Origin of the sequence: Acinetobacter lwoffii, assembly GCF_024129715.1 — a bacterium.
GTDB lineage: Bacteria > Pseudomonadota > Gammaproteobacteria > Pseudomonadales > Moraxellaceae > Acinetobacter > Acinetobacter lwoffii_U.
The window spans coordinates 155,271-180,913 of the sequence record NZ_JAMXXM010000003.1; the positions used below are offsets into that span (position 1 = coordinate 155,271).

The following is a 25,643-nucleotide window of genomic DNA, read 5'->3' on the forward strand; positions in this document are numbered from 1 at the left end:
TTGTTAAAATAGAGATTTGAATAGCAAGGTATTCTGGCAAAACAAGTTTAGTCCGCTTTTTTATCGAATTGAGTTAAGTTTCTTTTCAGTATTTTCGAATGATGATTTAACATACAGATCAGCACTCGGCTTTTGCTTTCCCATTATTCTATTTTGAATTTTTCTCCCATGCATCAAACTGTCAAAACCATTTTTCGTCTCTGTTTTGCCAGCGTGATTTTTCTGATCACGTTGTCCTTATGTTTTACCTGCTTTGCTAAAATTCAGGAAATTCTGCAAGCAGAACAGCATTATCAGCAAGCCACCAGCATTCCCTTAAAAAGTACAGCCGGCGAACAGTATGTATTGGTGTCCAATAACCAGCGACCAGACAATGCAATTTTTATTCTGATTGCAGGAAATGGTTATGTGGCCAAAATCAACTGTGAACATTACAGCGCTTTATGTAGCGATGAAGACAATCAATCGCATACCCGTCAAATCCAGACTGTTGACTTAATCAAAGCGGGAAATCTGTTCTATATTGAAAAAATCCAGTTCAGAGATAGCCGAACCGGCAAAGCAACTGCTTTAGAATATAACAAACAAGAAATTCAGCAGTTTTATCAAAATGACATTAGCAACCTCAAATATACAGTCTTTGCAATTGCACTGTTTGCTTTGGCTGCCTTATTTGTCAGTATAAAAATATTAAGAAACTTCCGGCGTTTTCTGCATAAATAAAAAAAGGAGCATCTGCTCCTTTTTTTATCGAAGTCATTTAAATATTTTGATTAAAGGTATCACAATTCGCAACTTGACCGGATTTCAAGCCGGTGTTAAACCATTGTACCCGCTGCGCGCTGCTGCCATGGGTAAAGCTGTCCGGCACCACCTGCCCGCGAGCACGTTTCTGTAAATAATCATCGCCAATTTTATGGGCGGCATCCATCGCTTCCTGCACATCACCCTGTTCCAGAAATTGGGTACGTTCATGATTATGGTAAGCCCAAACGCCGGCCAGACAGTCTGCCTGCAATTCCTGACGCACTGAAAGCTGATTACTTTGCACTTCGCTTGCTTGCTGACGTGCTTGCTGTACTTGAGAAGAAATACCTAAAATCGTCTGGATATGATGCCCCACTTCATGGGCCACGACATAGGCCAGCGCAAAATCCCCCGCCTGATCATTGCGGGAAAGTTCGGTGGCATTCTGTTCTCCGGTAATGCCCATTTGGGTATGCATATCTTTAAAGAATGCAGTATCGATATACACTTTCTGGTCTGTCGGGCAGTAGAAAGGCCCCATCGCCGCCTGAGCAGTACCACAACCAGAATTCACGATGCCGTTAAACAACACCAGTTTCGGTGGGACATACTGCTGATTTAACTGCTGCTGAAACACCTGATTCCAGGTATCTTCAGTATCTGCCAATACAGTTCCAACAAAATCAATCGACTCCTGCTGTTCTGGCGTGGGATTTTCCAGGCCACGTGTTTCTGCCGCACCCGATACCCCCTGAGTGACCTGCTTGGTGGTTTGATAAGCCTGTTGTGGATCGACACCGAAAAACTTCCAGGCCACAAAGGCCACAATCAATCCAACAATACTGATTCCGCCAGCTTTGGCACCACCACCACGACGGTCTTCTACATTGCTACTGACACGACGACCTTTCCAACGCATAGTCTTTTCCTTTTCTTAATCTGCTTAATATCCAGATATTTCCACACCTTAAGCTTTTGATGATTTAGGCCAGATTTTCTTAATCAGGCTAATCACCAGCATGACCAGCAGACCCGCTAAAATTCCTACAGCGAAATTAATCAAGGTCGGCGTCACGGCACCGACAATGTTACCGATGCTCGGAATATCCTGCACATAGGCCACACTGTCTTCAGTAAAGTGATGAATAAAAGGAATAGCATGGTTAATAATTCCACCACCCACCAAAAACATCGCAGCGGTTCCAACAATGGAGAGAATTTTCATCAGAACCGGAGCAAATGCCAACAAGCCACGTCCTATTTTTTGTTTAAAATCGGACTGCTGTTCAGTCAGATGCAGACCGATATCATCCAGTTTGACAATCAGCGCGACAAAACCATAAACACCAATGGTCATGACCACCGCGATCAGGCTTAAAACGGTCACTTTGGTCAGCATCGAGGCTGCAGCGACCGTTCCCAAGGTAATCACAATAATTTCAGCAGACAAGATAAAGTCGGTGCGAATGGCGCCTTTCACTTTTTCATTCTCAAACTGGTGCAAATCCATTTCCGTATGGATTAATTGTTCACGCGCCTGTTCAGCATCTTTGACCTTCGGTGCATGCAAGGTATGAATAATTTTTTCCACGCCTTCATAACACAAAAACAAACCACCCAGCACCAACAAGGGATTAATCAGCCAGCCTGCAATAAAGCTGATTAATAATGCCAGCGGCACCAAAATCAGTTTATTGACAAAAGAACCTTTGGCAACTTTCCAGACCACTGGCAATTCACGATCAGCCCGCACACCTGTCACTTGCTGCGCATTTAAAGCCAGATCATCACCGAGGACGCCTGCTGTTTTTTTTGCTGCCATTTTGCTCATGACAGCGACATCATCCAGGACTGTAGCAATATCATCTAATAATAGTAATAAACTGCTCGCCATACTTATTATCCTTATCTTCTTTCCAACTAGTTTAATCAAAATTCTTAAAAATATTGTATTCACTTGTTTAATTTATAAGATTTTTTTACGACAGCTTTTTTTCTGGCTGACAATCAAAAACAGAATGCCGTACAATGTTGCCATTCGTTAAAATATAGCTGTAGTACTGACTACCCTTTGGAATAGATAATGAGTAATCAAGATAATCGTCCAGTGATCTTGACGGGCGACCGTCCTACCGGACAACTCCACCTCGGCCACTTTGTGGGTTCATTACGCTCTCGTGTAGGTCTGCAAGATTCTCACCATCAACACTTGCTACTCGCCGATGCTCAGGCATTGACAGATAATGCGGACAATTTTGAAAAAGTACGTCGTAACATTATTGAAGTGGCGACGGATTATCTGGCTGTCGGTATTGATCCAACTAAAACCACAATTTGTGTTCAGTCATGCCTGCCAGCACTAAATGAACTAACCATGCTTTACCTCAATTTCGTGACGGTTTCACGTCTTGAGCGTAACCCAACCATTAAATCTGAAATCCAGATGCGTGGTTTTGAGCGTGATATTCCAGCCGGTTTCTTGTGCTACCCGGTGGCTCAAGCTGCTGACATTACAGCATTCAAAGCAACGGTTGTTCCTGTGGGTGAAGATCAGATTCCAATGATCGAACAGACCAATGAAATCGTGCGTCGTTTGAACCGTCAAATTGGGCATGACCTGCTACCAGAATGTAAAGCATTGCTTTCCAATGTAGGCCGTTTACCTGGTTTTGATGGTAAAGCAAAAATGTCGAAATCTTTGGGCAATACTATTGTGCTGGATGCGACAGATAAAGATATCAAGAAAGCTGTCAATGCCATGTATACCGATCCAAATCATCTACGTATTGAAGATCCGGGTCAGGTCGAAGGCAACGTGGTATTCACCTATCTAGATGCCTTCGATCCAAATAAAGAAGAGCTGGAAGAACTTAAAGCCCATTATCGTCGTGGTGGTTTAGGCGATGGTACAGTGAAAAAACGTCTGGAAAGCATTTTAAAAGAATTGATCGGTCCAATTCGTGAGCGTCGTATTGAACTGGCTAAAGATCCGGATTACATCATGGATATTCTAAAAACTGGTACGGATAAATGTCGCGATATTACCCAGGCGACACTGGATGAAGTTAAATCTGGCCTCGGCGTATTCCATTTCTAAATATAAAATTGCTTTGAAAAGCTCTTCTGATGAAGGGCTTTTTTATTTAAGCTAAAATTGCGCAAAAATGATGCAAATATCCCCACATAATCTTCATATTTTTAACCTTATTTAACATGTATTAACATGAATACTGATGAGTCATATGAGAATGCATCCTATTATAATTGTATTCAGTAAGGAATCAGATTTAACTCTCTCCACAGTTAATGAAGTAGTTTGAAAGACATTCCTTTTTCTACGCAATGACAACCCCAATCATTGCGTTTTTTTTGTCTTTAATTTTTGAATCTATTTTATTTCAAGTATAAAAAAACCCGCCAGAGCGGGTTATTTTGAATTTAGCATTTAAGCATTTTTATGACGCATATGCGGGAACAAAATCACATCACGGATACTTGCTGCATTTGCAAAGATCATCACCAGACGATCAATACCAATACCCTCACCTGCAGTTGGAGGAAGACCGTATTCCAATGCTTCTACAAAGTCTGCATCGTAGTGCATGGCTTCATCATCACCAGCATCTTTTTCAGCAACCTGTGCCTGGAAACGCTCAGCCTGATCGATTGGATCATTTAACTCCGAGAAGCCATTGGCCAACTCACGGCCACCGATGAAGAATTCAAAACGGTCGGTAATGTGTGGATTGTGATCATTACGGCGTGCCAATGGAGAAGTTTCCGCTGGATATTCTGTAATGAACGTCGGCTGACGCAATTTGGTTTCTACGGTTTCTTCAAATACCATGGTTTGCAGTTTGCCCAGACCAAAACCTGGTTTCACCTGCTCTTTCAATTCTTCCTGAAGGAATTTTGCCAGACCTTCACGGTCATTGACATTTTCAGGGGTAAATTGCGGGTTATTTTCCAGAATCGCATCGAACATTGAAATTTTCTTGAATGGCCCTTTGAAGCTATACACTTCATCGCCATAAGGCACATCAGTGGTACCCAAGATATCAATCGCCAGACGCTCTAGCATCTGTTCGGTCAATTCCATCAAGTCTTTGTAATCTGCATAAGCCTGATAGAATTCGATCATGGTGAATTCAGGGTTATGACGCGTAGAAACACCTTCGTTACGGAAGTTACGGTTAATTTCAAACACACGTTCAAAACCGCCGACTACCAAACGCTTTAAGTAAAGCTCTGGCGCAATACGCAAGAATAATGACATATCCAATGCATTGTGATGTGTTTCAAAAGGACGTGCCGATGCACCGCCTGGAATCACATGCATCATTGGCGTTTCAACTTCCATATAGCGCTTTTCAGTCAGGAAGGCACGGATACCCGCCACAACTTTGGCACGAATTTCAAAAGTTTTACGTGTTTCTTCGTTAACAATCAGATCAAGATAACGTTTACGATACTTCACTTCAGTATCGTTCAAACCATGGAACTTGTCTGGCAGTGGACGCAATGATTTGGTCAATAATTCAAAATGTTCGATATGTACATACAAATCGCCTTTACCTGAACGACCGATATAACCTTCGACTGCGATGATATCGCCTAGGTCCAGACCTTTAATGGTAGTCAGGACATCTTCAGCGAGCTCTTTACGCGCCACATACAGCTGGATACGACCTGTCATGTCCTGGATCACAATAAATGAACCACGGTTCAACATCACACGACCAGCAACTTTGACGTAGACCTTTTCGCCTGCTTCAATTTCTTCTTTAGATTTATCAGCGAACTGGTCTTGTAAATCCTGGGCATAATGCTCACGCTTAAAGGTATTCGGCCATGGGCTCTTACCTGTTTCTTGTGCCTGAGCTTCGATTTGCTTTAACTTGGCATGACGCTGTGCAATTAAATCGTTTTCGGAAATGATTTGTTCAGAAGTCGATTGAGCGTTAGTTTGCGTCATCTCTGCCTCGAATAAGATTAGTTAAAAAATAGAAGTTGCATAGAATAGCAGAAATCCTTCTCAAATCGTAGCGCAAACACTCTCAGGAACCGGCTTTTCTTTGGAAAAATCCACTATCCTGCTATTTACACCATTCGGTTGAGCCCTTCTGTCACTCTTTTAAATTCCCTTTCTTCAACCTTTTGCAGCACCCCGCTGCTCTCAGTTGGGATTAAAGTTTAAATCAGACAGGGGTTATACAAAATCATTGCACTGCAAAATTGTGGCTTAGACCAATAGCTAACTGCCTTGTACACCCAGACGTTCTACAATGACGCTCAGATTGAAGATGATGTGCCAATCAACAAATAACCAATATGGCATGTCCCATAAAAATGAGTAATGAACTATGTCTAAGATTTTGTTTTTACATGGCTTAGATTCCTCCAGAGAATCCACCAAGTTCCATGCCATTGATGTGGTACATAAATACTGTATCGATGTCGATTATCGAAATCTGAGTTATAGTTCGGTCACCGAGTTTTATCATGAGATGATTGAAACCATCAAACCGGATATTCTGGTCGGCCACAGTCTTGGCGGTTATTGGGCACTGAAAATGTCACAAGCGTATCAAATTCCATGTGTAGTGGCCAATCCTATTTTACAGCCTAACTTCCGCGATGATTATCCGCCGATTGGGCATCACGATTTACAGCATGATATTCCTCAGTTTGCCTATCTGGAGCTGGGCGATGAAATTCTGGATATGCATGCGGTTCAGACACAACTTGAAGACTATATGCAAATTCAGGCAGTTGATGGCGGCCATCATCGTCTGGAACATCCTGAGCAAATTAATACACTGATTCAGGAAATCGAAGATCATTTTATCAGGCAATAAAAAAGCCCCACAATTTTGGGGCTTTTTTTAAATGTATAACTTAAGCAACTGCCGCTTCAGGCTGAGATTTGTCATCCAGCACTGACCAGATATCCAGGCCTAATTCAGCATGCAGGTCAGGAAGATCAAGGAAGATACTTGCACCAAGTACTTCATGTTGACATTTTTGAGCCAGTTCATTTACAGCTTTTAAGGTTCCACCAGTTGCCAGAACATCATCCACAATAATTACTTTCTGGGACTGAACGTTCGCAGACATTTCTAAACGATCCATACCATATTCCAGGCTATAACCTACACCGACCACTGGAGGTGGCAATTTACCTGCTTTACGCACCAGCAATAAGCCTTTGCCTGTACGTTGTGCCAACAAGCTTGCCAACACAAAACCACGCGCTTCAACCGCAATAAAGCTTTCTACTTCTGCCAGTTTGTCAGCAGGAATGCTGGCAATCAAAGCGTCAGTCAATGGACCAATATTGCTCATGAAAAGTGGGGTCAAATCAAAGAAGCAAATTCCTGGTTTTGGAAAATCTTGGACCGTACGAATGTGAGACCACAAAGAAGTAGACAAATTGCTCATGGGAGATCTTAAAAAAAGAAAAGGAATATGGGAATTTTAAACCTATTTGAGTGAAACGAACAAGCCAAGCTGTCTAATAAAAACCCGATGTTTAACCACAAGATATTGATTTTATTATATTGATTTATTTTAAAAATATTTAACCCAGACTTTACTGATTCTAAATTACCTAAAAACTCAAGTTTTTACTGCACGACTTTGGTCTATCCCCCAAGATAAACGCTCATTTTTGCCATCCTCAGCTTTTTATCCTTTAACCGTCTGCGCTAGAAAAGTTGATTGGCGTGATTTTCTGATAAATGAGGAATGTGTCGTCTATTCTGCTGCTAATTTCGCTGATTAAGCTTTTATTCACTTTACTTTCTGAATAGAACTGCGTAAAAATTTAGCCAAATATGTTCACTGTTAAAAAGTCATATTCTTTTAGAGTCTTGCCTTTTATGGATTTTAAGCTGACGCCTACAGTTGCTCAGTTTTGGAGAGTTACATGAGAAAGTTTCAATGCATCGTATGTGGATGGATTTATGACGAGGCAGAAGGTTGGCCTCAAGACGGGATCGTGGCAGGCACCAAATGGGAAGATATCCCAGATGACTGGACCTGTCCAGATTGCGGCGTGTCTAAAATTGATTTCGAAATGATCGAAGTCTAATCACGTCCAGTTAAAGGCCATATCCATATGGTCTTTTTTTATGCCTTTCAATCATTTATACAGCATGGAGCTCTACCATATGGAAACGACTATGCATCCTATCGTCATTATTGGTTCAGGTATGGCGGGTTATGCCGTAGCACGTGAATTTCGTAAACTCAATCCAGAACATGAATTGCTGATGATCTGTGCGGATGATGCGGTCAATTACGCCAAACCGACGCTCTCCAATGCTTTGGCTGGCAATAAAGCGCCTGAACAAATTCCACTAGGCGATGCGGCTAAAATGTCAGCACAGCTGAATATGCGCATTGAACAGCATACCTGGGTCAAAGCCATTCATCCGGAAGATCATCAGCTGGTTCTGGAAAAAGATGGTCAGGAAAGTACGCAACATTATAGCAAACTGGTATTAGCCATCGGTGCCAATCCAGTACGTCTGGCGATTGCCGGTGATGCCAGCGATGACATTCATGTCGTCAACAATTTGAGTGACTATAAAGCTTTCCGTAACAATCTGGCAGCACGTGAAGACAAACGTGTAGTAATTTTAGGTGCAGGCCTGATTGGCTGTGAATTTGCCAACGACCTACAAAATACCGATCATCAGGTTACAGTCATTGATTTAGCCCCTCAGCCACTTGGCCGCTTATTACCAGAACATGTTGCTACTGCATTCCAGAAGAATCTTGAAGAAACCGGCATTCACTTTGTCTTGGGCACAACAGTCGAAAAAGTCTCTTGTGCGGACAATGGTGATTATCTGGTCACGCTGGCCAACGGTCAGTCTTTGGTCGCTGATGTGGTGTTGTCTGCGGTGGGCTTACAGCCAAATATTTCTTTGGCGAAACAGGCAGACGTACATACCAGTCGCGGAGTGTTAACCACTGCACAACTGGAAACCAACCAGGCTGATATCTATGCGGTGGGCGACTGTGCCGAGGTCAATGGCACCTTATTGCCTTATGTCATGCCGATCATGCAACAAGCCCGCGCTTTGGCAAAAACCTTAAATGGCGAACATACTGCTGTACATTATCCGGCTATGCCAGTGGCAGTTAAAACGCCTGCTGCACCTTTAACGGTATTGCCGGCACCGGTTGATGTGAATGTCACCTGGGAAACTGAAGAATTTGACGATGGCATGCTGGCCAAAGCGTTCGATGCTAACGGCACCTTACGTGGTTTCGTGCTTTTGGGCGCCACTGCAGCCAAACAGCGTCTGACCTTGACCAAGCAGGTTCCTGACTTGATTCCGGCTGCGGTTTAGAGGTTTAATAGCAAGGATATTTTTTAAACGAAATATCCTTTAATTAGGACAGCGACTATGTACAGCGCAGCACAGTTTAATCTTTCCCCTTATACCTCGTTCATGCATGAAACCAAGGTCGATCTTGGCAATGGGATCCAGCTACATGTCGAGGTTGGTGGAAATCCGGAACATCCCACCATTTTGCTGATTATGGGGCTGGGTGGGCAAATGCTGTACTGGCCTGACTTTTTCTGCAAATCACTGATTGACAATGGTTATCACATCATCCGTTTTGATAATCGTGATATTGGCCTGTCTTCAAAAGTCCATCACAAAGGTCCACGCCTGAATACCCTGAAAATGATGAGCCGTTTTGTACTGGGTCTGGGTAATCAGGGTGCACCTTATGATCTTTACGATATGGCTGAAGATGTCAGTCTGCTAATTGAAAAAATGCAGCTGGAACAGGTCTATGTGCTGGGTGCTTCGATGGGCGGTATGATTGCCCAGATTCTGGCCGCGCGTTATCCGGACAAAGTCAAAAAACTGGGCTTACTGTTTACCAGCAATAACCAGCCGATGTTGCCACCACCCTTTCCCAAGCAACTCTTTAGTTTGATTGACAAACCGGCTTCAACAGATGAAGATGGCATTGTTGATCATAGTTTGAAACTGTTTAAGATCATCGGCTCACCAGGTTATGTCAATCATCTGGAAGCGGTGCAGACCGCCCGTAAATTATATAAGCGAAGTTACTATCCTGCTGGTGTACTTCAACAGTTTTTAGCAATATTATGTACAGGCTCATTGCTGCAACTGGACAAGCAAATCAAACAAGAAACCCTGGTGGTCCATGGTTCTCGAGATCGATTGCTGCCTCCTAGCCATGGCAAGGCCGTTGCGAAAGCAATTTCAGGGGCTAAATTTGAATTAATTGATGGAATGGGGCATGATATCCCACCGCATTTTATTCCATATCTTAGCGAATTATTTGCTGATCATTTTAAATCATAAACATTAGGACACTATGGCTGCATTACCATCCCTAAGACAGCTGTCATACCTCGTAACACTGTCAGAGACGCTACACTTTACAGAAGCTGCTCGCCGCTCCTTTGTCACCCAGTCAACCTTGTCTGGCGGCATCATGGAGCTGGAGCGTTTACTCGGTGGCGTACTTGTTGAACGCGACCGCCAGAATGTTCGTTTAACGCCTCTTGGTGAACAAGTGGTTGCACGCGCACGTGTTCTACTGGCCGATGCTCAGGACCTAATGCGTTTAAGTCGTGAGATGAGTGAACCTTTAACCGGTGATCTACATCTCGGCGTCATTCCAACAATTGCACCTTTCCTATTGTCCCAGCTGCTGGATGAAGTGCATAAGCAATTACCAAAAATCCAGTTGCATCTGCATGAAGCGCAAAGTGAAAAGATTGTAGAAAAGCTGGAACATGGCAACCTGGATATGGTGGCTTTGGCATTGCCTTTCGACACCCGTGGTCTGAAAGTTGCTGAAATTGCCAAAGAGAATCTGTATCTGGTTTACCAAAAATCTGATCAGCATGCTGCACAAGCAAACTCTTTAGAAGATCTGGATCTGTCTCGCCTGATGTTACTTGAAGAAGGTCATTGCCTGCGTGATCATGCCTTGAGTGCCTGCCCGATTGGTGAGCGTAAAAATGATCACCGTTTAAAAGCCAGCTCACTGCCGACTTTAATCGAAATGGTGTCTGCAAATCTGGGCTTTACCCTGCTGCCTGAAATTGCGATCCATACCAATATGATTAAAGGCAATCCTGAGATTCAGGTAAAAGCGATCGATTCAGCCCCAAGTCGTACCCTGGCATTGGTAACCCGTAAAAGCACACCGCTGCAAAGCGAGTTTGATGTGCTATTACAGATTTTCCAGAAAATCACTCAGCACGATGCTGCCTGATCTATAGATAATAAAAAGGAGCACATGTTGCTCCTTTTTTATATCTTGAATTGAATGCATCCAGTCCGCCTAGAAACTTAGAATCTCTACATTTCAGCTAAATCACTATTCTTTGGGATAGGCATTTGCATCTGCCTGATTCACAGTATAGCTCTCTATCGCATCTACAGGATCGCGTTTTATTGGCTAGCCTTTTGCCTGCACCGGTTTTAGTGATTCGTTCACCGACTGGACTCGACCTGTCAAAAATCCAGACCGTGCTACAGCAACTCGGCTATCAGCCAGATATGCTGCTGTATGCGGACAATATGCTGTCCGCACAATCCATGATTACTGAACATCTGCCTAATCTGATTCTTTATCATGCAGCAACAACTTCAGAGATCAGTTTGATTCATCAGCTGAAACAGCAAAGCTCAGATACACCTGTTATTGCCATATTCAATACTCATTCCACAGCACTGATCTATTCTGCTTTATTGTCCGGAGCAGATAGCTATATGCAGCATCATGATTCATTACCCCAGTTCGCTGATAGTCTGAAAACTGTCTTGCGCGGTGGAGCTTACGTCAATACTGAATTGGCAGACTATATCCTGCACCAGCCCATTGCCAAAACCTGTCTCAACTTCGCTGAATTGCAGTTATTAAAAGTATTGAGTCAACATCAATCGCAAACCGAACGACAAGATCAGCTCCAGATGAAGAACTATCAGATATATAGCCGGGTCAAATACATCTATCGAAAACTGTTCAGACTCAGCTTGAACAGTTCAATTGTATGTTCGAAATAAAAAAGAGGCTGAATATTCAGCCTCTTTAAATACTTAAACTTATTTAAACAGCTCTAACAGAATACGTTGTGCATTATGCGGTTTTTCACCTTCTTTGGGCTGTGCCCGCAGCCAAGTACCATCACCTTGCAATAACCAGGATTGCTGATTGTCTTTCAAGTAATTCAACAGACCTTGTTGATAGATGCGTTTTTTCAAGGCTTCATCTTCGACCGGGAAACAGGCCTCGACCCGATTAAACAGGTTACGATCCATCCAGTCTGCACTTGAACAGTAAATACGTGAATTGCCATTATTGCTGAAATAATACACGCGGGTATGTTCCAGGAAACGCCCGACAATTGAACGCACCCGGATATTTTCCGACAGACCCGGCAACCCCGGACGCAAACTGCAAATTGAGCGGATAATCAGGTCAATCTGTACCCCGGCCTGAGAAGCCTCATAGAGTTTATTAATCAATTGCATTTCGGTCAGGGCATTGACTTTGACAATAATCTGCGCCGGCTTACCTGCCTGGGCAAAGGCAATTTCATTATCGATATAGTTCAGTAACTGGGCATGTAAGGTAAACGGCGCGTGCAGCAGCTTTTTCAGCTTGGCCATTTTCCCCATACCGGTCAATTCCTGAAAAATACGATGCACATCTTCACACAGATCCTTATCCGTCGTTAACAGACCATAATCGGTATAGATTCGCGCATTGCCGGCATGATAATTACCGGTACCCAGATGCACATAGCGCACCAGTTTGTTATTTTCCCGGCGCACCACCAGAATCATCTTGGCGTGAGTCTTGTAACCAACAATGCCGTAGACCACGACCGCACCCGCTTCTTGCAGGACATTGGCCACCGCAATATTGGATTCTTCATCAAAACGTGCACGCAATTCAATCACTGCGGTGACTTCCTTGCCATTGCGGGCAGCTTCAGCCAGTACCTGCACAATTTCAGAATCTGGCCCACTGCGGTACAAGGTTTGCTTGATCGCCAGCACTTGCGGATCGCGTGCCGCTTCACGTAATAATGAAATGACCGGCGCAAAAGATTCAAAAGGATGGTGCAGCAAAATATCCTGTTTCTGCATCGCACTAAAAATATTTTCAGATTTTTTCAGTACTTTAGGAATGATGGGAGTATGCGAGTCATAACGTAAATGCGGACGTTTAAAGTTAGATAGCAAACGTGCCAGATTGACCGGGCCCGCGACTTTATAAAGCTGCTCGTCGTCCAGATCAAATTCATTCAGCAGATATTCATAAATATGCTGCGGACAATTTTCTGTCACTTCCAGACGTACTGCACGACCAAAACGGCGTGAACTGAGTTCACCTTTGAGTGCCTTAGCTAGATCTTCGACATCTTCATTCAAGGCTAAATCGGCATTTCGGGTAACACGGAACTGATAACAGCCAGTCGCCGTCATCCCCGGGAACAGATCAGAGACATGCTCATGAATAATCGCAGACAGCATCACATGATGTTCTTTTCCATCGGTCAGTTCATCCGGTAAACGCACTACGCGTGGCAGTGAACGCGGTGCAGGCACCACAGCCAGATCAATCTGACGGCCAAAGGCATCTTTGCCTTCCAGCGTGACAATAAAGTTCAGTGATTTATTCACCAGCCGCGGGAATGGATGCGCTGGGTCCAGGCTGATCGGCGTGAGAACCGGCGCCACCTGCTCCTGAAAATATTTTTTAACCCAGGCAGATTGTGCTGGAGTCAGCTCACCACGGCGCAGGAAACAAATATCTTCCTCACGCAGTTTTGGCAAAATTTCTTCATTTAAAATACGGTACTGACGTTCAATGGCGGCATGTGCTGTTTTAGAAATCTGTTCTAAAACCTGCTTTGGAGTCAAGCCATCCGGACTCCGACTTTCATTATCCAGATCCAGCTGTTCCATCATTCCTGCGACCCGGATTTCAAAAAACTCGTCCAGATTACGGGAGAAAATCAACAGGAAATTCATGCGTTCGAGCAATGGATGTAAAGGATCGACAGCCTGTTCCAGGACACGTAAATGGAAGTCTAGGATAGACAGTTCGCGATTAATATAACGATCATTATATGTATATTCGGGCTGTGCTGAAGTTGTGCTGGCTGCCGTATTCATATCAAACCTATGCGGATTTAAAATTGTGCTTATCCCTCCAAGTATGCTTCAAATTGATGACAATTTCATAAAAAAAGCCCAAATAATTGGGCTTTCTCTTCAAATCATCAATTAAGGTAATTCTGCATAACGCATATAGCGCTGAATCATCCGCTTACGAGCATTTAATGCAGAGGAATTGCGATGATCCTGGAAATATTTCGGATTGGTCAAAATGGCAGCCAGAAAGATGGCTTGATCGCGGGTCAGGCTTTGTGCGGTTTTACCGAAATAATGTTTGGCCGCTGCTTCAACGCCGTAGATATTATCCCCGAACTCGATCGAGTTTAAATAGACTTCCAGAATTCGTTCTTTCGACCACATGCGTTCCATCATCCAGGTCGCGACTGCTTCCTGACCTTTACGCACAAAGGAACGCTTGTTGACGAGGAACAGGTTTTTCGCCAATTGCTGGGAGATTGTCGAACCACCGGCCACTACACGGCCCTGATTTCTGTTTTTATTCAGCGCAGTTTGAATTCCGTCCCAGTCAAAACCATGGTGATGAATAAATTTTCCATCTTCCGCAGTGACGATGGCACGTTTCAGATTCAGGCTGATTTCGTCATAGGGACGCCACTGATGCTGAATCGCTTTGGAAGGTTCTGTCCAGTAATCAATCCGCATCATCATGGTGGTGTTCACCGGATTGGTTCGCCACCAGGCCAAACTGGCAAAGATCCACAATTGAACCAGCAGAATCACACTGACGATGACGAGCATCGTGCGGATCAGAAAGGCTTTCATGTCAGTGCGTTACTCCTGAAAATTTAATTTTTCGTGTTAAGCTTATTCGAAATATACAATCACAGCAAAAAAATAGCATGTCTGAATACTCTCCCCCTGTCGAACATCGCAAACTTGAAATGCATCTCTGGTGGATCACCGCCATTTTAATCGGGATCAATGTTGGATTATTTGGCTGGCAAGCCATGCATGGCATGGATGTTAGCCAGCCGAGTACCCGAGACGCTATTCTCTGGGGTGCCGATTATGCACCTTTAACCTATTTAGCGGAACCCATGCGCTTGTTTAGCAGCATGTTTTTTCATTTTGGCCTGATTCACCTGATGTTGAATATGTGGGCCTTGTATATTTTTGGTAGTGTTGCCGAACAGCTGTTTGGCCGGATGTATTTTATTGGCCTGTATGTGTGTGCCGGATTAATGGGCAGCCTGCTCAGTGGCTATATGAACATTCAGGACAGCTATAGCCTGATCGAAGGCGGTGTGGCCAATCCCGATTTATTGCCTGCAGTCAGTGCCGACGCATCCGGTGCCGTGATGGGACTCGGGGCTTCACTGACGGTGCTGGCCTTATTGCCGATGCTGCCACAGCAACGTTTTATCCTGGATAAAAAAACCCTGGTGATGGTGATGGGTCTAAACCTCGCGCTGGGCTTTATGATCAGCGGAATCAACAATGCCGCACATATTGGCGGCATGCTGATGGGGGCTTTTCTCACCTTGTTATGGTACATCGGTCAAAAAATGCAGCGTAGTCACCTGTTCAATCTGATTGCCTTGCTGATTGGTTTCGGCCTTTGTGTGCTGCTTTATCAACATAACTTGGCCTTACTCGAACCCATTCGTCCACTGTGGCAAGAGATTCTGGAAATGATGCAACAGCAACTAAAACTTTAATTCTCAGTCAGTTTAAAATCGCGGAGATGAATCTTACTGATTCATCTCGCGCAAGCTTTGTAAGGGTGGAATCTCCGACAGATAACTCAGGCGATAACGGCCAATCAGCGCACATAAAGCGGTCATAAAGATCGGCAAAATGATCCAGATTTCCCAATGTGGCTGAATCATTAAATCCATTTTATAACTGGCAATCGCACTGATCACTTCGGCAAACAGGCAGGAAACTATTCCGGCAAACAGCCCAATAAAACCAATTTCCAGACTCATCATGGTTTTCAGTTTCTGCTTGGAACTACCGAATGATCGTAGCAAAGCCACTTCACGTTTGCGTTCATCCATCAACAGGTTCAGACAGGCCATCAGCACCAGAAAACCGGAAATGCTAACCAGTACCGCCAGAATCGTCACGATTTGCACCAGCACATTCACAATGCGTTTGATCTCTTCCAGAATCAGGCTGACATCAATAAAGACCGTGTTGGAAAATTGCTGGATCACAGGGACCAGTTTGCCTTTATCTGTTTCCGGGACATAAAAACTGCCCAGATAACTGCCGGCATTGGCATCCATGCTATTCGGTGCAAAGATAAAGAAGAAATTCGGGCTAAAACTTTCCCATTCGACGGTTCTTAGATTAACGACTTTAGCTTCCAGTATCCCTTCTGACAGACTGAAACTGAGTTTATCTCCGATCTTGATCCCTAGCTCTTCCGCAGTATTGGCTTCGACCGATACGGTGCCAACTTGTTTTAATACCGCGTCACCACTGACAATCACATTATCTTGTGGATAGCTATTTGACTGGGTCAGATTCAGTTCACGTCTTAAGGTATTGCTGCTTTTCACCAGTTCCTCGGCAAAAGGCTGATCATTTTTGGCGACCAGACGCCCACGGACATTTGGATACAGTGGCGTGCTTTTCCAGCCATTCTGCTCAAGTTGAGCTTTCAGGTCTGGCATATCAAAAGGCGGTAAACCATAAACAAACTGGTTCGGCGTACCTTCCGGTAACTGTTGCTGCCAGCGATCCAGCAGATCAGTACGCAAGACTGCCAATACTGTAATCAGGCTCAAGCCCAAGGCTAAAGCCGTAATCTGCAAAGCAGTCTGAGAAGGTGTGCGTACATAGGCTGACAGATTCAACTTCATATTCCGCAGCAGTTTCAACATCCCCCATACCGTCAGATACAGCACTGCACATAACACAATAATCGCGCCAATCACCCAGGCGGTCAGCAGCAAGTTTTCAGTCAAAATCACACTAAAAATAATCAGGCTGAGCGTTCCAGTCAGCAGCATCCACAGCATGGATTGCACTGATTTTTCCTGCTGGCGGATCACCCGAATTGGCGGGGTATTCAGCAATTGCAACAAGCTTGGCATGACAAAGCCGAGTAACACCACGGCACTGGTCAGCATCGCGACTGGCAATGGTCCGAGCAACATTGCCAGGGCTGAAAATTCAATCTGCAAATTTGGAATCAGCTGCAACATCAATTGCAACAGTCCATAACCCAGACTGATCCCGACCACGGTACCAATTAGCATGGCAATCAACAGCACCATCCCGAGTAAAGCCAGATAAGCCGACAGAATCTGCTGCTTGGTGGCACCGATACAACGCATCAAGGCAATATGATCCTGATTCTGCTGCACATAACGCTGCGCGGTTAAAGCAATGGCAATCCCACATAATAGAATGGTCAGAATATTGGCCAGTTGCAGGAAAGTGTCCAGATTAGCAATCGGCTTCATCAAGCGGGTATTGCCTTCACTAGCATTGCGTAACCTGAGACTGCTTTGCTCCTCAAACTCCTGCCCTTGCACTTCCGCTGGCGTTTCAGCCGAGCCGTTTGCTGACTTGACCTGCTGCTTGAATAAGGCTTCATATTGTTGGGTATCGTCTGGACGGCCAGCCATGAGTAAGCGATATTCAATCCGGCTCCCTACCTGAATCGCATTGGTTCGTGCGACATCTGCCTGGGAAATAATTACGGTCGGCGAAAATCCGGAAAATCCAAGTTCCTGATTGGAGTCCTGTTCAATCTTGGCGGTGACTTTAAACGCCGCATCGGCAATATTGAGCTGATCCCCCAGTTTGACTTTGAGCAAATCCATGGCTCGTGGACTGAGCCAGATTTCACCAGACTGAATCGATTTTTTTGCCGGTTGCACCCGCAGTTCACCACGCAAAGGAAAAGGCTGATCTATGGCTTTGACATTGACCATGACAAACTGCGCATCGGTATAGGCCATACTGCTAAAGAAAGTGACTTCTGACTGCTTTAAATCCAGCTGCTTGGCCTGATCACGCCACTGCTTTGGCAAAGGCTCATTATCTGAAAGCACCAGATCACCAGCCAGCATTTCTGCTGCCTGTAAGGCGACTGCATTTTGGATTTGCTCGTTACTAAACTTGAGTGCAGTAGTCGCACTGATCGCCAGCGTTAAGGCAATAATCAGTAGATAAATCCCGGTGGTTTTAAAGCTTTGCGTCAGTAAAGGACGAAATAATGGATTCATTTCATCCTCCATTCGGATGTTCAATCAGCTCGCCATTCAGCAGTTCAAAATGCCGCTGACACTGCTGCGCCAATTTGCGGTCATGCGTGACCAGCACCAAAGTTGTTCCCAGTTCCCGATTCAGTTGAAATAGCAGTTGTTCAATTTCTCTGGCTGTTTCACCATCGAGATTGCCCGTAGGTTCATCGGCAAAAATGATTTTTGGTTCACTGACCAGTGCGCGTGCAATCGCCACACGTTGCTGTTCTCCCCCGGACAATACTTTTGGGGTTTGCTGCGCCTGTCGATCCAGACCGACCTTATGTAGTAATGCCAACGCCTTTTGCTCAGCTTCTGCATATTTAAAGCCGGGCTGCAGGCGCAGTGGCAGCATTACATTTTCAAGTGCAGTCAGGTGCGGTAAGAGCTGAAAAGACTGAAAGACAAATCCGATATTTCTTAAACGTACTAGCGCACGTTGTTCTTCATTCAAGTTAGACACTGATTCGCCACAGACCAGAAGCTGACCTGAACTTGCCTGATCCAGTGTCGCCAGAATACCCAGTAATGTGGATTTTCCGGAACCGGAACGACCGGTAATAGCCACTTGTTCTCCGGCCTGAATATCCAGATCAAGATCCTCAAAAATGGTGAGTTGTTTTTGTGAAAGTTGTATCTTTTGTGTCAATTTCTGGGCAGAAATAATAGCCTGTGGCATGATGGTCGAATCGTTGCTGCTTTGAATCATACGTGTCCTATATGAAAGATCTTAATCAGAAAACTCGGCTATTGCCTTACTTTTTTTTGCTCAGTCTGTGCCTATTACCTCTTGGGGTTTCAGCAAAGACGATTATGATTTTAGGTGATAGTTTAAGTGCAGGTTATGGTATCCAGCCCCAGCAAGGTTGGGTACATTTATTACAAAAGCGTTTAGAGCAACAGTATCCGAAACAGCATAAAGTGGTCAATGCAAGTGTCAGTGGCGAAACCACCAGCGGAGCGCTGGCCAGACTACCAAAATTGCTACAAACACATCGTCCAGACCTTGTGGTGATTGAGTTAGGTGGCAATGATGGCTTGCGTGGACAACCACCGAAAATGATTCAAAAAAATTTAGCCAGCCTGATTCAGCAGAGCCAGAAAGCCAAAGCCAAGGTTATTGTATTTGGTATGAAAATGCCGCCTAACTACGGTCAGGCCTATAGCAAAGCTTTTGAAAATAATTATAAAGTGGTCAGTCAGCAATATAAGGTGAAGTTATTGCCCTTCTTTATGCAAGGTGTAGCCGGCAACAAAACCCTGATGCAAAAGGATCTGATTCATCCAAATGCTAAAGCACAGACGATTCTGTTAAATAATGCTTATCCATATATTAAAGGCGCTTTATAAAGCGCCTTTAACTTATTTTAGAATGTATTTAGATGAATCGTGATTAGAAATCGAAGAATGTCACTTCACCAGTTTCCAGTGAATATTCAGCACCGACGACTTTTAATTTTCCTTGTCCAATCAGGTTTTCCAGAACGGCTGAACCATGACGCAACTGATTCACCGAAGCAAATACATTGGAACGTACCGCATGCTTGGATAATTTTGCCAAGTCGTTTTTCAGTTCAGTTTGCATTAAGGTTTCAACTGAAGGACGTACGCGGTTCACAATCGACATCAGGTTTGCCGATGGCGGGCAATCCGGACACATCAAGGTATCAATAGTGGCTTTAATCGCACCACAGTGACTGTGACCTAACACCACCACAATCGCGCAATCATAACGTGCCGCGGCAAACTCAACACTGCCGACCTGTGAAGGTGCAACAATATTACCTGCAACACGAATCACAAAAAGATCGCCGAGACCCTGATCAAAAACCATTTCGGCTGGAACGCGCGAATCTGAACATCCCAAGACAATCGCAAACGGATTCTGATCCTCTGCCATTTCTGCGCGCTGTTGGTGGCTAAGTTGTTTTGGATGCGTGGTATCGCCACTGACAAAACGTTGGTTACCCTGTCTAAGACGTTCTAAAGCTTCTTGAGCTGTGAGCATTCTTTTCTATCACCGATGGTTTTAGTTGCAATATCTTACTGCCAGTTTTTTTGAATGTCACTTGCAAAAAATCTTAGCTGATTAAATTTTTAGCATTTATCTAATTTCATTTCTGCAGGGAATTTATGCGTAATACATCACATTTTCCAGTCATTTAATGCAATCTAGCAAAAAACTAATGGGTGACAAGCGCAAAGATTGATTTAAAATAGAATGAAGAATAATGTTTTTATTTGAATGAAAATTGCAAATTTATAACATGGAAGTATTTTGATTGAGCAATTTGCTCACTGGGTTTGTTTTGGGGAATGGTCAATGAAGAAAATAATAAAATTGCGCTCGAAAATGATTTGCTCAGCCGTAGTTGCCTTAAGCATGGCATTACCGGGCCTGACACATGCTCAAATACTGTTTAGCCAGAAAAATGAAACATCTGCCAAAGTCTTGCAGCAGCATCTGTTGCAAGAACGCAGCCTTGCCGGTCTCAAATCCAAAACCCTCAAAATTGGCGAGGTCACCTGGAGCTATAGCGAAGGCGGTGCCAAGAATAAACCATCCATTCTACTGATTCATGGTCTGGCCGGCACGCGCGACAACTGGAACCGGGTCGCCCAGTTTCTGACGCCCTATTATCATGTCATTATTCCGGATCTGCCAAGCAACGGTGATACCAAAATTCCGGACAATTTTGATGTTTCTGTGCCCAATGTGACGTCCCAATTACGTCTATTTATTGAAACCTTAAATGTGGACGAGAATTTACATATTGCCGGACATTCCTTAGGCGGCTCGATTGCCACAGTCTATGCCTCTCAATACCCTTTCGATACGCAAAGCCTGTTTTTAATCAATAGCGCTGGCCTCTACAAAATGGGGAATACGCCCTATACCAAAGACCCACAGGCCTTAAAAGATCTCATCGTCAGCAAGCCCGGTGATCTGCAAGATGTTTCCAAACAGTTGATGCAGAACCCGCCGGTGATTCCTTATCAGTTACGGCATGCACAGGAAAAACTGCTGATTTCACGCGCTGAACAAACCAGTAAATCGATTGATCAGGTGGTGATGCTAAACCGGATTTATACACCGGAAACCTTTGCTCGCCTGACCCGCACGGTAGAAGCACCGACCTTGATTTTGTGGGGCAGACAGGATCGGATCATTAATGTCGAAGTAGTCAAAGAGCTACATGCCCTGCTGAAACGTGCCGAGAAGCCAGTGATTTTAAATAATGTCGGGCATATGCCGATTCTTGAAGCAGAAAAACAGGTTGCACAACATTATTTGCCTTTTCTGGCCAAGACGCAGACCCTAAAAAACCCGCTTGCTGATAAACTCATTCCTTTAAATTAAGTTTCAGAGATGCTATGCAGAAACACCCGATGATTGAGCAGTTGATCGATGCTCAACTTGATTTTCTCGATCAGGCATTTTCTCAATCTGAAACGATTCAAAGCGAGTTTCATGCATTTTATTTGTGGCTGCGTAAACAGACGCTAAAAGAGCTGTGGAGCTGTGAACTGATCAATCAGCTTTTACAAAAACAGATTCTGGGTACTGTAGCCAGCAGCTTTCTGATTGAACAGATTGCCGAGCATATCCGTTTTGCATTGGTGCATCCGGCCAATGATACCACCACGATTGCCGATCTGATTCCAGTACTGACCGTAGACAAAATCGCCCAGTATGTGGCCAGCAAAAGTGGCCATCGTCAGCGTCTGATTAAAACCGTCGTGAATAATCCGGCATTTTCAGCCATGATTACCCAATTGATCCAGCATTCCATTCAGGATTATATGGATAACTCCATGATTGCCAAAAGCGTGCCCGGGGTTTCCCGCTTTATGAAAATGGGCAAATCCGTTCTGGAAAATGTCACCGATACCAACCTCGATAGCACCATTGCGCGTTATCTGCAAAAAAACATTCTAAAGCTCAGCCAGATGAGTGAGCATGTGCTGAACCAGCATTTTGACGACGAGAAACTCTATCATTTTCAGGCCAATCTCTGGCATAAAATCAAAGACATGCCAGTATCGGTCTTGAAGAATTATATTGAGCTGCAGGACCTGAATCAGACAGTCGGCTTAGGTCATGACATCTGGGATCACATACGCCAGACGGACTATCTGCAGCAGCAAGTGCATGACGGAATTCATACCTGGTATGTCCGCAATCAGGAACATACTTTTGATCAGTTATTACGTGACCTGAATATTGATGAATCTTTAATTCAGAATGAATTGCAGCAAATGCTCAGTCCGGTAATCCAACAGATGGTTTCTCAAGGCCACTTACGTGAACGTGCACGTCAATATTTGGAACAGTTTTATTATTCCAAAAGTACACTGAATATCTTAAAGATTGAAGTATAAAAAAAGCCGCTTGAAGCGGCTTTTTTTATACTCACAGTTTTAGAATTTTGCATTTAAGCTGATACCGTAACGACGACCATCCAATAGTTGATCACCATCAATATCTTCTGCTTTTTCATCCAGTAGGTTATAGACACCAAATTTACCAGTCAAATTCGGACTGAATTTATAGTTAAAGCCGACATCTACAAATTGGTAACCTGGATTTGGCTGAGCTATCGAAGTACGGCTCAAGTATGCAGAGGTTTCAGAACGGTGGTGCAAGCGGCTCCATACATTGAGTGCATCATTTAGCTCATAATCCACACCAATATTAAACATGTGTTCTGGCATCTGGTTCAGTGGCTGGCCTTTAAAAGCACCCGATTTAAACTCTGAATCGGTATAGGTATAGTTAGCAGTCAATGTCGTGTAATCATTCAGACTGGCTTCTACCGTTGCTTCTACACCACGAATTTCTGCTTCATCCACGTTGATCCGTTCACTAATAAAGTAAAATGGAATATCTCCTTCGAAACATTTCCAATTCTGCCAATTATTGCGGTTTGTTGTGGTGCCATCAGTATCGGTTTCGCAGGCACGAACTTCTGTTATACGGTCTTCATATTTAGTGATAAAGCCAGTCAGCGATGTATTGATATAATCATTTTTCCAGTTGAAACCTAATTCAGTAGATACACTTGATTCAGGTTCTAAATCCGGATTGGCACGAATAATGCCACGCCCTGTTGCTAAGGGTGAACCACCGCCACCCGTGACGCTATAAAACCCTTTTGTGGCTGCACGAATATCAGGCTGTTTATAACCTGTGGCCACACCACCTTTTACTACAAAGTTATCATTTACCGTGTACACCCCATACAGTCGTGGCGATACATGGCCGCTATAGTTTTCGTCATGGTCATAACGCAGGCCGACGGTTAAATCGAAACGATCCGTAATACTCCAGGTGTCTTCAAGGAAAGCGGCAGCAGACCAACGTGTTAACTCACTAAATTCAGGTGCATTAGGATTACGGTTAGTCGCTTTATCGACCAGTTTTTCATCTTTAAGATATCCACCGAATGACAGCATGTGATCACCTAAGGCCCAGTTCCATTGACTGTTTGCTGTCCAGGTATCTAGGGTAATCCCTTTGGTGCCGAGTTCCGTATTTCCACGATCCGGATTTTTTGAATTTTCATACTGGATATAAGATGAACTGTCCAAGTTATCGCTATAACGGCCATTATGGGTTAATGAATAAACATTACGATAATTACGCGAGAATGAATCTGCAGCACCTTGAGCAGGTGCTACCGTTTCCCCTACAGACGTAGTTGATTCCTGTTGCACGAAATTGGCTTCAACTTGTACATCATGATCATCATTAATGGCATAGGTCAGACGTGAATTTAAGCTTTCACGTTCTGTCCCACGGAAGCCGCCAACATAACGGTCTTCTTTACGTTCCTGCTTATTGACTGCCAGTTGCAAGCCCAGCTTGTCTGCAATTAAAGGCCCGGCAAGATATACAGAAGCATTTTTAATATCACCTGAACGGCTACTATCCTGAATTGTGGTTCCTAATTCGACATGACCAGACCATTCATCCGACACTTTTTTGGTAATGATATTGACTACCCCGCCCATGGCATCCGTACCATAGAGTGTAGACGCTGGTCCACGGATCACTTCAATACGTTCAATTGCTGAAATAGGTGGCAGAATATTTTTCTCAAAACCACCATCATCCCCATTCGGATTGACATCCTTGCCATATTGACGTTTACCATCTACAAGAAACAAGGTGTAGTTTGAACTCATACCACGAATACTGATGGTCTGTGCAGAACCTGCACCTGAAACCACGACCCCGGGCGTATTACGCAGTACATCAGTAATGTCGTTATATTCACGTTTATCTAATTCTTCACGATCAATCACGGTAATGGAAGCTGGTGCTTTAGCCAAATCTTGCTCATAACCTGTTGCGGTCACCACAATCGTTTGCAATTTAGTCGCTTTCGCCTGTGGAACAACAGCTTCTACTGCAGATGTATTTCCCGCCATAGCTGTAAATACAGCAAATGCCAAAGTGGTTTTTAAGAATGGCTTATTCATACCTTGCGCGCCCCAATATTTATGAAGAGATCATGTTTATTCGGTTGCGAAGTGTAACAGCTTTTCAATTGAATGCAATTACTGTTGATAATTATTATCATTAACATTCACTGATTTTTAAGCCAGATATAAAAAAACCTCGAAATTTCGAGGTTTCTTAAAATGCGATAAATAAACTGTTATATGGAACAGCTTATTTCATATACGCACCTTCAGACTGACTATGATCCGTTTCATCAACGACATGCATTAACTCTGGTACATGTTGTTTTAATGTGGTTTCAACACCTTGCTTCAAAGTGATATCAATCGCAGAACAGCCCTGGCAACCACCACCAAATTTAAGTACAGCGGTTAAACCTTTTTCAGGATCTTCTTTGACTTCAACCAGTGCACAGTTACCGCCATGACCTGCCAGGCCCGGGTTAATTTCAGACTGCAATACATAGGTAATACGCTCTTCTACCGATGCATCTGGACCCACGCGTGGCACTTTGGAATTCGGTGCACGGAAAGTCAACTGACCACCAAAACGGTCTTTGTTGTAGTCAATCACGGCATCGAGTAAATACGGAATAGATGGCGAGTCGATAAAAGCAGGGAAATCAGGATATTCCTGCTTATAATCCGTCGGTACAACTTCATCAGGTGCACTATAGGCCATGCAACATTCAGCGCGAGGAGTACCCGGATGCTCTACAAAAACACGCACACCAATACCCGGGGTGTTCTGTTTATCCAGTAGATCCTTTAAATACTCTTGTGCTGTTGGTGTAATCAATAAGTTGGGAATTTCACCAACAACTGGAGTGCTGCTGTTCTCAGTCGACATAACAATAATTTCCTCAAGCTCAAGCGGCCATTTTAACTGAAGATGCGGGGTAATTTTTAAAAATCAACTAAAATTGTCGGATTTATTATAAAAGTACAACTTTAGCTTAATTTTAATGGCATGATAATTGGCAAATAGGCACCCTTAGAATCATTT

General features: G+C 44.0%; 23 protein-coding genes. 12 read left to right on the plus strand and 11 right to left on the minus strand.

All coding sequences use genetic code 11. The features are described from left to right. Positions 1-168: 168 nt before the first annotated feature. Positions 169-723 (plus strand): hypothetical protein, encoded by a 555-nt coding sequence (locus NI462_RS03995; RefSeq protein WP_005246964.1) that lies wholly within the window; start codon positions 169-171, stop codon positions 721-723. Positions 724-760: 37 nt separating this feature from the next. On the opposite strand, the gene ypfJ is transcribed toward NI462_RS03995, so the two are convergent. Continuing rightward, entirely contained in the window at positions 761-1,666 is a 906-nt protein-coding gene (ypfJ, locus tag NI462_RS04000; RefSeq protein WP_213687008.1) for a KPN_02809 family neutral zinc metallopeptidase, read from the minus strand. 48 nt (positions 1,667-1,714) lie between these two features. Further along, the gene (locus tag NI462_RS04005; RefSeq protein ID WP_253159202.1) at positions 1,715-2,641 is read right to left on the minus strand and encodes a DUF808 domain-containing protein; all 927 of its coding nucleotides are present in this window, start codon (positions 2,639-2,641) and stop codon (positions 1,715-1,717) included. 189 nt (positions 2,642-2,830) lie between these two features. Between NI462_RS04005 and trpS the strand changes: the two genes are divergently transcribed. Beyond that, positions 2,831-3,844, plus strand: coding sequence for a tryptophan--tRNA ligase (gene trpS, locus NI462_RS04010; protein WP_004279419.1), 1,014 nt, complete (start codon positions 2,831-2,833; stop codon positions 3,842-3,844). Between the two features lie 348 nt (positions 3,845-4,192). On the opposite strand, the gene lysS is transcribed toward trpS, so the two are convergent. Next, a complete protein-coding gene (gene lysS / locus NI462_RS04015; protein WP_253159204.1) occupies positions 4,193-5,722 on the minus strand; it encodes a lysine--tRNA ligase in 1,530 nt (509 codons plus the stop codon). A gap of 388 nt (positions 5,723-6,110) precedes the next feature. Between lysS and NI462_RS04020 the strand changes: the two genes are divergently transcribed. Beyond that, positions 6,111-6,605 carry a YqiA/YcfP family alpha/beta fold hydrolase gene (locus tag NI462_RS04020; protein ID WP_004279417.1) on the plus strand — a complete coding sequence of 165 codons (495 nt, stop codon included), beginning with the start codon at positions 6,111-6,113 and terminating at the stop codon, positions 6,603-6,605. Positions 6,606-6,645: 40 nt separating this feature from the next. On the opposite strand, the gene NI462_RS04025 is transcribed toward NI462_RS04020, so the two are convergent. Further along, positions 6,646-7,188 carry an adenine phosphoribosyltransferase gene (locus tag NI462_RS04025; protein ID WP_243475113.1) on the minus strand — a complete coding sequence of 181 codons (543 nt, stop codon included), beginning with the start codon at positions 7,186-7,188 and terminating at the stop codon, positions 6,646-6,648. A gap of 487 nt (positions 7,189-7,675) precedes the next feature. On the opposite strand from NI462_RS04025, the gene rubA reads away from it, so the two are divergent. The 5 genes from rubA to NI462_RS04050 all read left to right on the plus strand — a co-directional run bounded on the left by rubA (position 7,676) and on the right by NI462_RS04050 (position 11,822). Next, positions 7,676-7,840 (plus strand): rubredoxin RubA, encoded by a 165-nt coding sequence (gene rubA, locus NI462_RS04030; RefSeq protein WP_004646274.1) that lies wholly within the window; start codon positions 7,676-7,678, stop codon positions 7,838-7,840. 91 nt (positions 7,841-7,931) lie between these two features. Continuing rightward, complete coding sequence (gene rubB / locus NI462_RS04035) at positions 7,932-9,110, plus strand: rubredoxin reductase RubB (RefSeq protein ID WP_034438229.1); 1,179 nt, start codon at positions 7,932-7,934, stop codon at positions 9,108-9,110. A 57-nt stretch (positions 9,111-9,167) separates the two neighbouring features. Next, the gene (estB, locus tag NI462_RS04040; protein ID WP_004646272.1) at positions 9,168-10,106 is read left to right on the plus strand and encodes an esterase EstB; all 939 of its coding nucleotides are present in this window, start codon (positions 9,168-9,170) and stop codon (positions 10,104-10,106) included. A 13-nt stretch (positions 10,107-10,119) separates the two neighbouring features. Then, the gene (gene oxyR / locus NI462_RS04045; RefSeq protein ID WP_004279412.1) at positions 10,120-11,028 is read left to right on the plus strand and encodes a LysR family transcriptional regulator OxyR; all 909 of its coding nucleotides are present in this window, start codon (positions 10,120-10,122) and stop codon (positions 11,026-11,028) included. Positions 11,029-11,210: 182 nt separating this feature from the next. Next, positions 11,211-11,822, plus strand: coding sequence for a response regulator transcription factor (locus tag NI462_RS04050; RefSeq protein WP_253159206.1), 612 nt, complete (start codon positions 11,211-11,213; stop codon positions 11,820-11,822). Between the two features lie 39 nt (positions 11,823-11,861). On the opposite strand, the gene ppk1 is transcribed toward NI462_RS04050, so the two are convergent. Both ppk1 and mtgA read right to left on the minus strand, forming a co-directional pair. Further along, a complete protein-coding gene (ppk1, locus tag NI462_RS04055; protein WP_253159209.1) occupies positions 11,862-13,943 on the minus strand; it encodes a polyphosphate kinase 1 in 2,082 nt (693 codons plus the stop codon). Between the two features lie 111 nt (positions 13,944-14,054). Continuing rightward, the gene (gene mtgA / locus NI462_RS04060) at positions 14,055-14,729 is read right to left on the minus strand and encodes a monofunctional biosynthetic peptidoglycan transglycosylase (RefSeq protein ID WP_004279409.1); all 675 of its coding nucleotides are present in this window, start codon (positions 14,727-14,729) and stop codon (positions 14,055-14,057) included. Positions 14,730-14,806: 77 nt separating this feature from the next. Between mtgA and NI462_RS04065 the strand changes: the two genes are divergently transcribed. Continuing rightward, positions 14,807-15,625, plus strand: coding sequence for a rhomboid family intramembrane serine protease (locus NI462_RS04065; protein WP_253159211.1), 819 nt, complete (start codon positions 14,807-14,809; stop codon positions 15,623-15,625). Between the two features lie 33 nt (positions 15,626-15,658). Here NI462_RS04065 and NI462_RS04070 read toward each other — a convergent pair whose 3' ends face one another. Together NI462_RS04070 and NI462_RS04075 are read right to left on the minus strand one after the other, a co-directional pair. Further along, complete coding sequence (locus NI462_RS04070; RefSeq protein WP_253159213.1) at positions 15,659-18,151, minus strand: ABC transporter permease; 2,493 nt, start codon at positions 18,149-18,151, stop codon at positions 15,659-15,661. Position 18,152: 1 nt separating this feature from the next. Continuing rightward, entirely contained in the window at positions 18,153-18,878 is a 726-nt protein-coding gene (locus NI462_RS04075) for an ABC transporter ATP-binding protein (RefSeq protein WP_004646266.1), read from the minus strand. An 11-nt stretch (positions 18,879-18,889) separates the two neighbouring features. Between NI462_RS04075 and NI462_RS04080 the strand changes: the two genes are divergently transcribed. Then, complete coding sequence (locus tag NI462_RS04080) at positions 18,890-19,519, plus strand: arylesterase (RefSeq protein WP_253098953.1); 630 nt, start codon at positions 18,890-18,892, stop codon at positions 19,517-19,519. A 43-nt stretch (positions 19,520-19,562) separates the two neighbouring features. Here NI462_RS04080 and NI462_RS04085 read toward each other — a convergent pair whose 3' ends face one another. After that, on the minus strand, positions 19,563-20,177 hold the full coding sequence (locus tag NI462_RS04085) for a carbonic anhydrase (protein ID WP_004646264.1): 615 nt from the start codon (positions 20,175-20,177) through the stop codon (positions 19,563-19,565). Positions 20,178-20,492: 315 nt separating this feature from the next. On the opposite strand from NI462_RS04085, the gene NI462_RS04090 reads away from it, so the two are divergent. Together NI462_RS04090 and NI462_RS04095 are read left to right on the plus strand one after the other, a co-directional pair. Beyond that, entirely contained in the window at positions 20,493-21,530 is a 1,038-nt protein-coding gene (locus NI462_RS04090; protein WP_253159215.1) for an alpha/beta fold hydrolase, read from the plus strand. Between the two features lie 14 nt (positions 21,531-21,544). Beyond that, positions 21,545-22,552, plus strand: coding sequence for a hypothetical protein (locus NI462_RS04095; RefSeq protein ID WP_253159217.1), 1,008 nt, complete (start codon positions 21,545-21,547; stop codon positions 22,550-22,552). 39 nt (positions 22,553-22,591) lie between these two features. Here the strand turns inward: NI462_RS04095 and NI462_RS04100 are convergent, their stop codons facing one another. Both NI462_RS04100 and nfuA read right to left on the minus strand, forming a co-directional pair. Continuing rightward, a complete protein-coding gene (locus tag NI462_RS04100; RefSeq protein WP_253159219.1) occupies positions 22,592-24,655 on the minus strand; it encodes a TonB-dependent receptor domain-containing protein in 2,064 nt (687 codons plus the stop codon). A gap of 193 nt (positions 24,656-24,848) precedes the next feature. Beyond that, a complete protein-coding gene (gene nfuA / locus NI462_RS04105; protein WP_004279400.1) occupies positions 24,849-25,487 on the minus strand; it encodes a Fe-S biogenesis protein NfuA in 639 nt (212 codons plus the stop codon). Positions 25,488-25,643: the final 156 nt, after the last annotated feature.

Excerpts from the sequence above, each read along its gene's own strand:
- oxyR (WP_004279412.1), top strand. The coding sequence starts at position 10,120 with ATGGCTGCATTACCATCCCTAAGACAGCTGTCATACCTCGTAACACTG.
- mtgA (WP_004279409.1), bottom strand. The coding sequence starts at position 14,729 with ATGAAAGCCTTTCTGATCCGCACGATGCTCGTCATCGTCAGTGTGATT.
- rubA (WP_004646274.1), top strand. The coding sequence starts at position 7,676 with ATGAGAAAGTTTCAATGCATCGTATGTGGATGGATTTATGACGAGGCA.
- NI462_RS04020 (WP_004279417.1), top strand. The coding sequence starts at position 6,111 with ATGTCTAAGATTTTGTTTTTACATGGCTTAGATTCCTCCAGAGAATCC.
- NI462_RS04100 (WP_253159219.1), bottom strand. The coding sequence starts at position 24,655 with ATGAATAAGCCATTCTTAAAAACCACTTTGGCATTTGCTGTATTTACA.
- NI462_RS04025 (WP_243475113.1), bottom strand. The coding sequence starts at position 7,188 with ATGAGCAATTTGTCTACTTCTTTGTGGTCTCACATTCGTACGGTCCAA.
- ppk1 (WP_253159209.1), bottom strand. The coding sequence starts at position 13,943 with ATGAATACGGCAGCCAGCACAACTTCAGCACAGCCCGAATATACATAT.
- NI462_RS04075 (WP_004646266.1), bottom strand. The coding sequence starts at position 18,878 with ATGATTCAAAGCAGCAACGATTCGACCATCATGCCACAGGCTATTATT.
- NI462_RS04005 (WP_253159202.1), bottom strand. The coding sequence starts at position 2,641 with ATGGCGAGCAGTTTATTACTATTATTAGATGATATTGCTACAGTCCTG.
- trpS (WP_004279419.1), top strand. The coding sequence starts at position 2,831 with ATGAGTAATCAAGATAATCGTCCAGTGATCTTGACGGGCGACCGTCCT.
- nfuA (WP_004279400.1), bottom strand. The coding sequence starts at position 25,487 with ATGTCGACTGAGAACAGCAGCACTCCAGTTGTTGGTGAAATTCCCAAC.
- rubB (WP_034438229.1), top strand. The coding sequence starts at position 7,932 with ATGCATCCTATCGTCATTATTGGTTCAGGTATGGCGGGTTATGCCGTA.
- NI462_RS04095 (WP_253159217.1), top strand. The coding sequence starts at position 21,545 with ATGCAGAAACACCCGATGATTGAGCAGTTGATCGATGCTCAACTTGAT.
- estB (WP_004646272.1), top strand. The coding sequence starts at position 9,168 with ATGTACAGCGCAGCACAGTTTAATCTTTCCCCTTATACCTCGTTCATG.
- lysS (WP_253159204.1), bottom strand. The coding sequence starts at position 5,722 with ATGACGCAAACTAACGCTCAATCGACTTCTGAACAAATCATTTCCGAA.
- NI462_RS03995 (WP_005246964.1), top strand. The coding sequence starts at position 169 with ATGCATCAAACTGTCAAAACCATTTTTCGTCTCTGTTTTGCCAGCGTG.
- NI462_RS04080 (WP_253098953.1), top strand. The coding sequence starts at position 18,890 with ATGAAAGATCTTAATCAGAAAACTCGGCTATTGCCTTACTTTTTTTTG.
- NI462_RS04065 (WP_253159211.1), top strand. The coding sequence starts at position 14,807 with ATGTCTGAATACTCTCCCCCTGTCGAACATCGCAAACTTGAAATGCAT.
- NI462_RS04090 (WP_253159215.1), top strand. The coding sequence starts at position 20,493 with ATGAAGAAAATAATAAAATTGCGCTCGAAAATGATTTGCTCAGCCGTA.
- ypfJ (WP_213687008.1), bottom strand. The coding sequence starts at position 1,666 with ATGCGTTGGAAAGGTCGTCGTGTCAGTAGCAATGTAGAAGACCGTCGT.
- NI462_RS04070 (WP_253159213.1), bottom strand. The coding sequence starts at position 18,151 with ATGAATCCATTATTTCGTCCTTTACTGACGCAAAGCTTTAAAACCACC.
- NI462_RS04085 (WP_004646264.1), bottom strand. The coding sequence starts at position 20,177 with ATGCTCACAGCTCAAGAAGCTTTAGAACGTCTTAGACAGGGTAACCAA.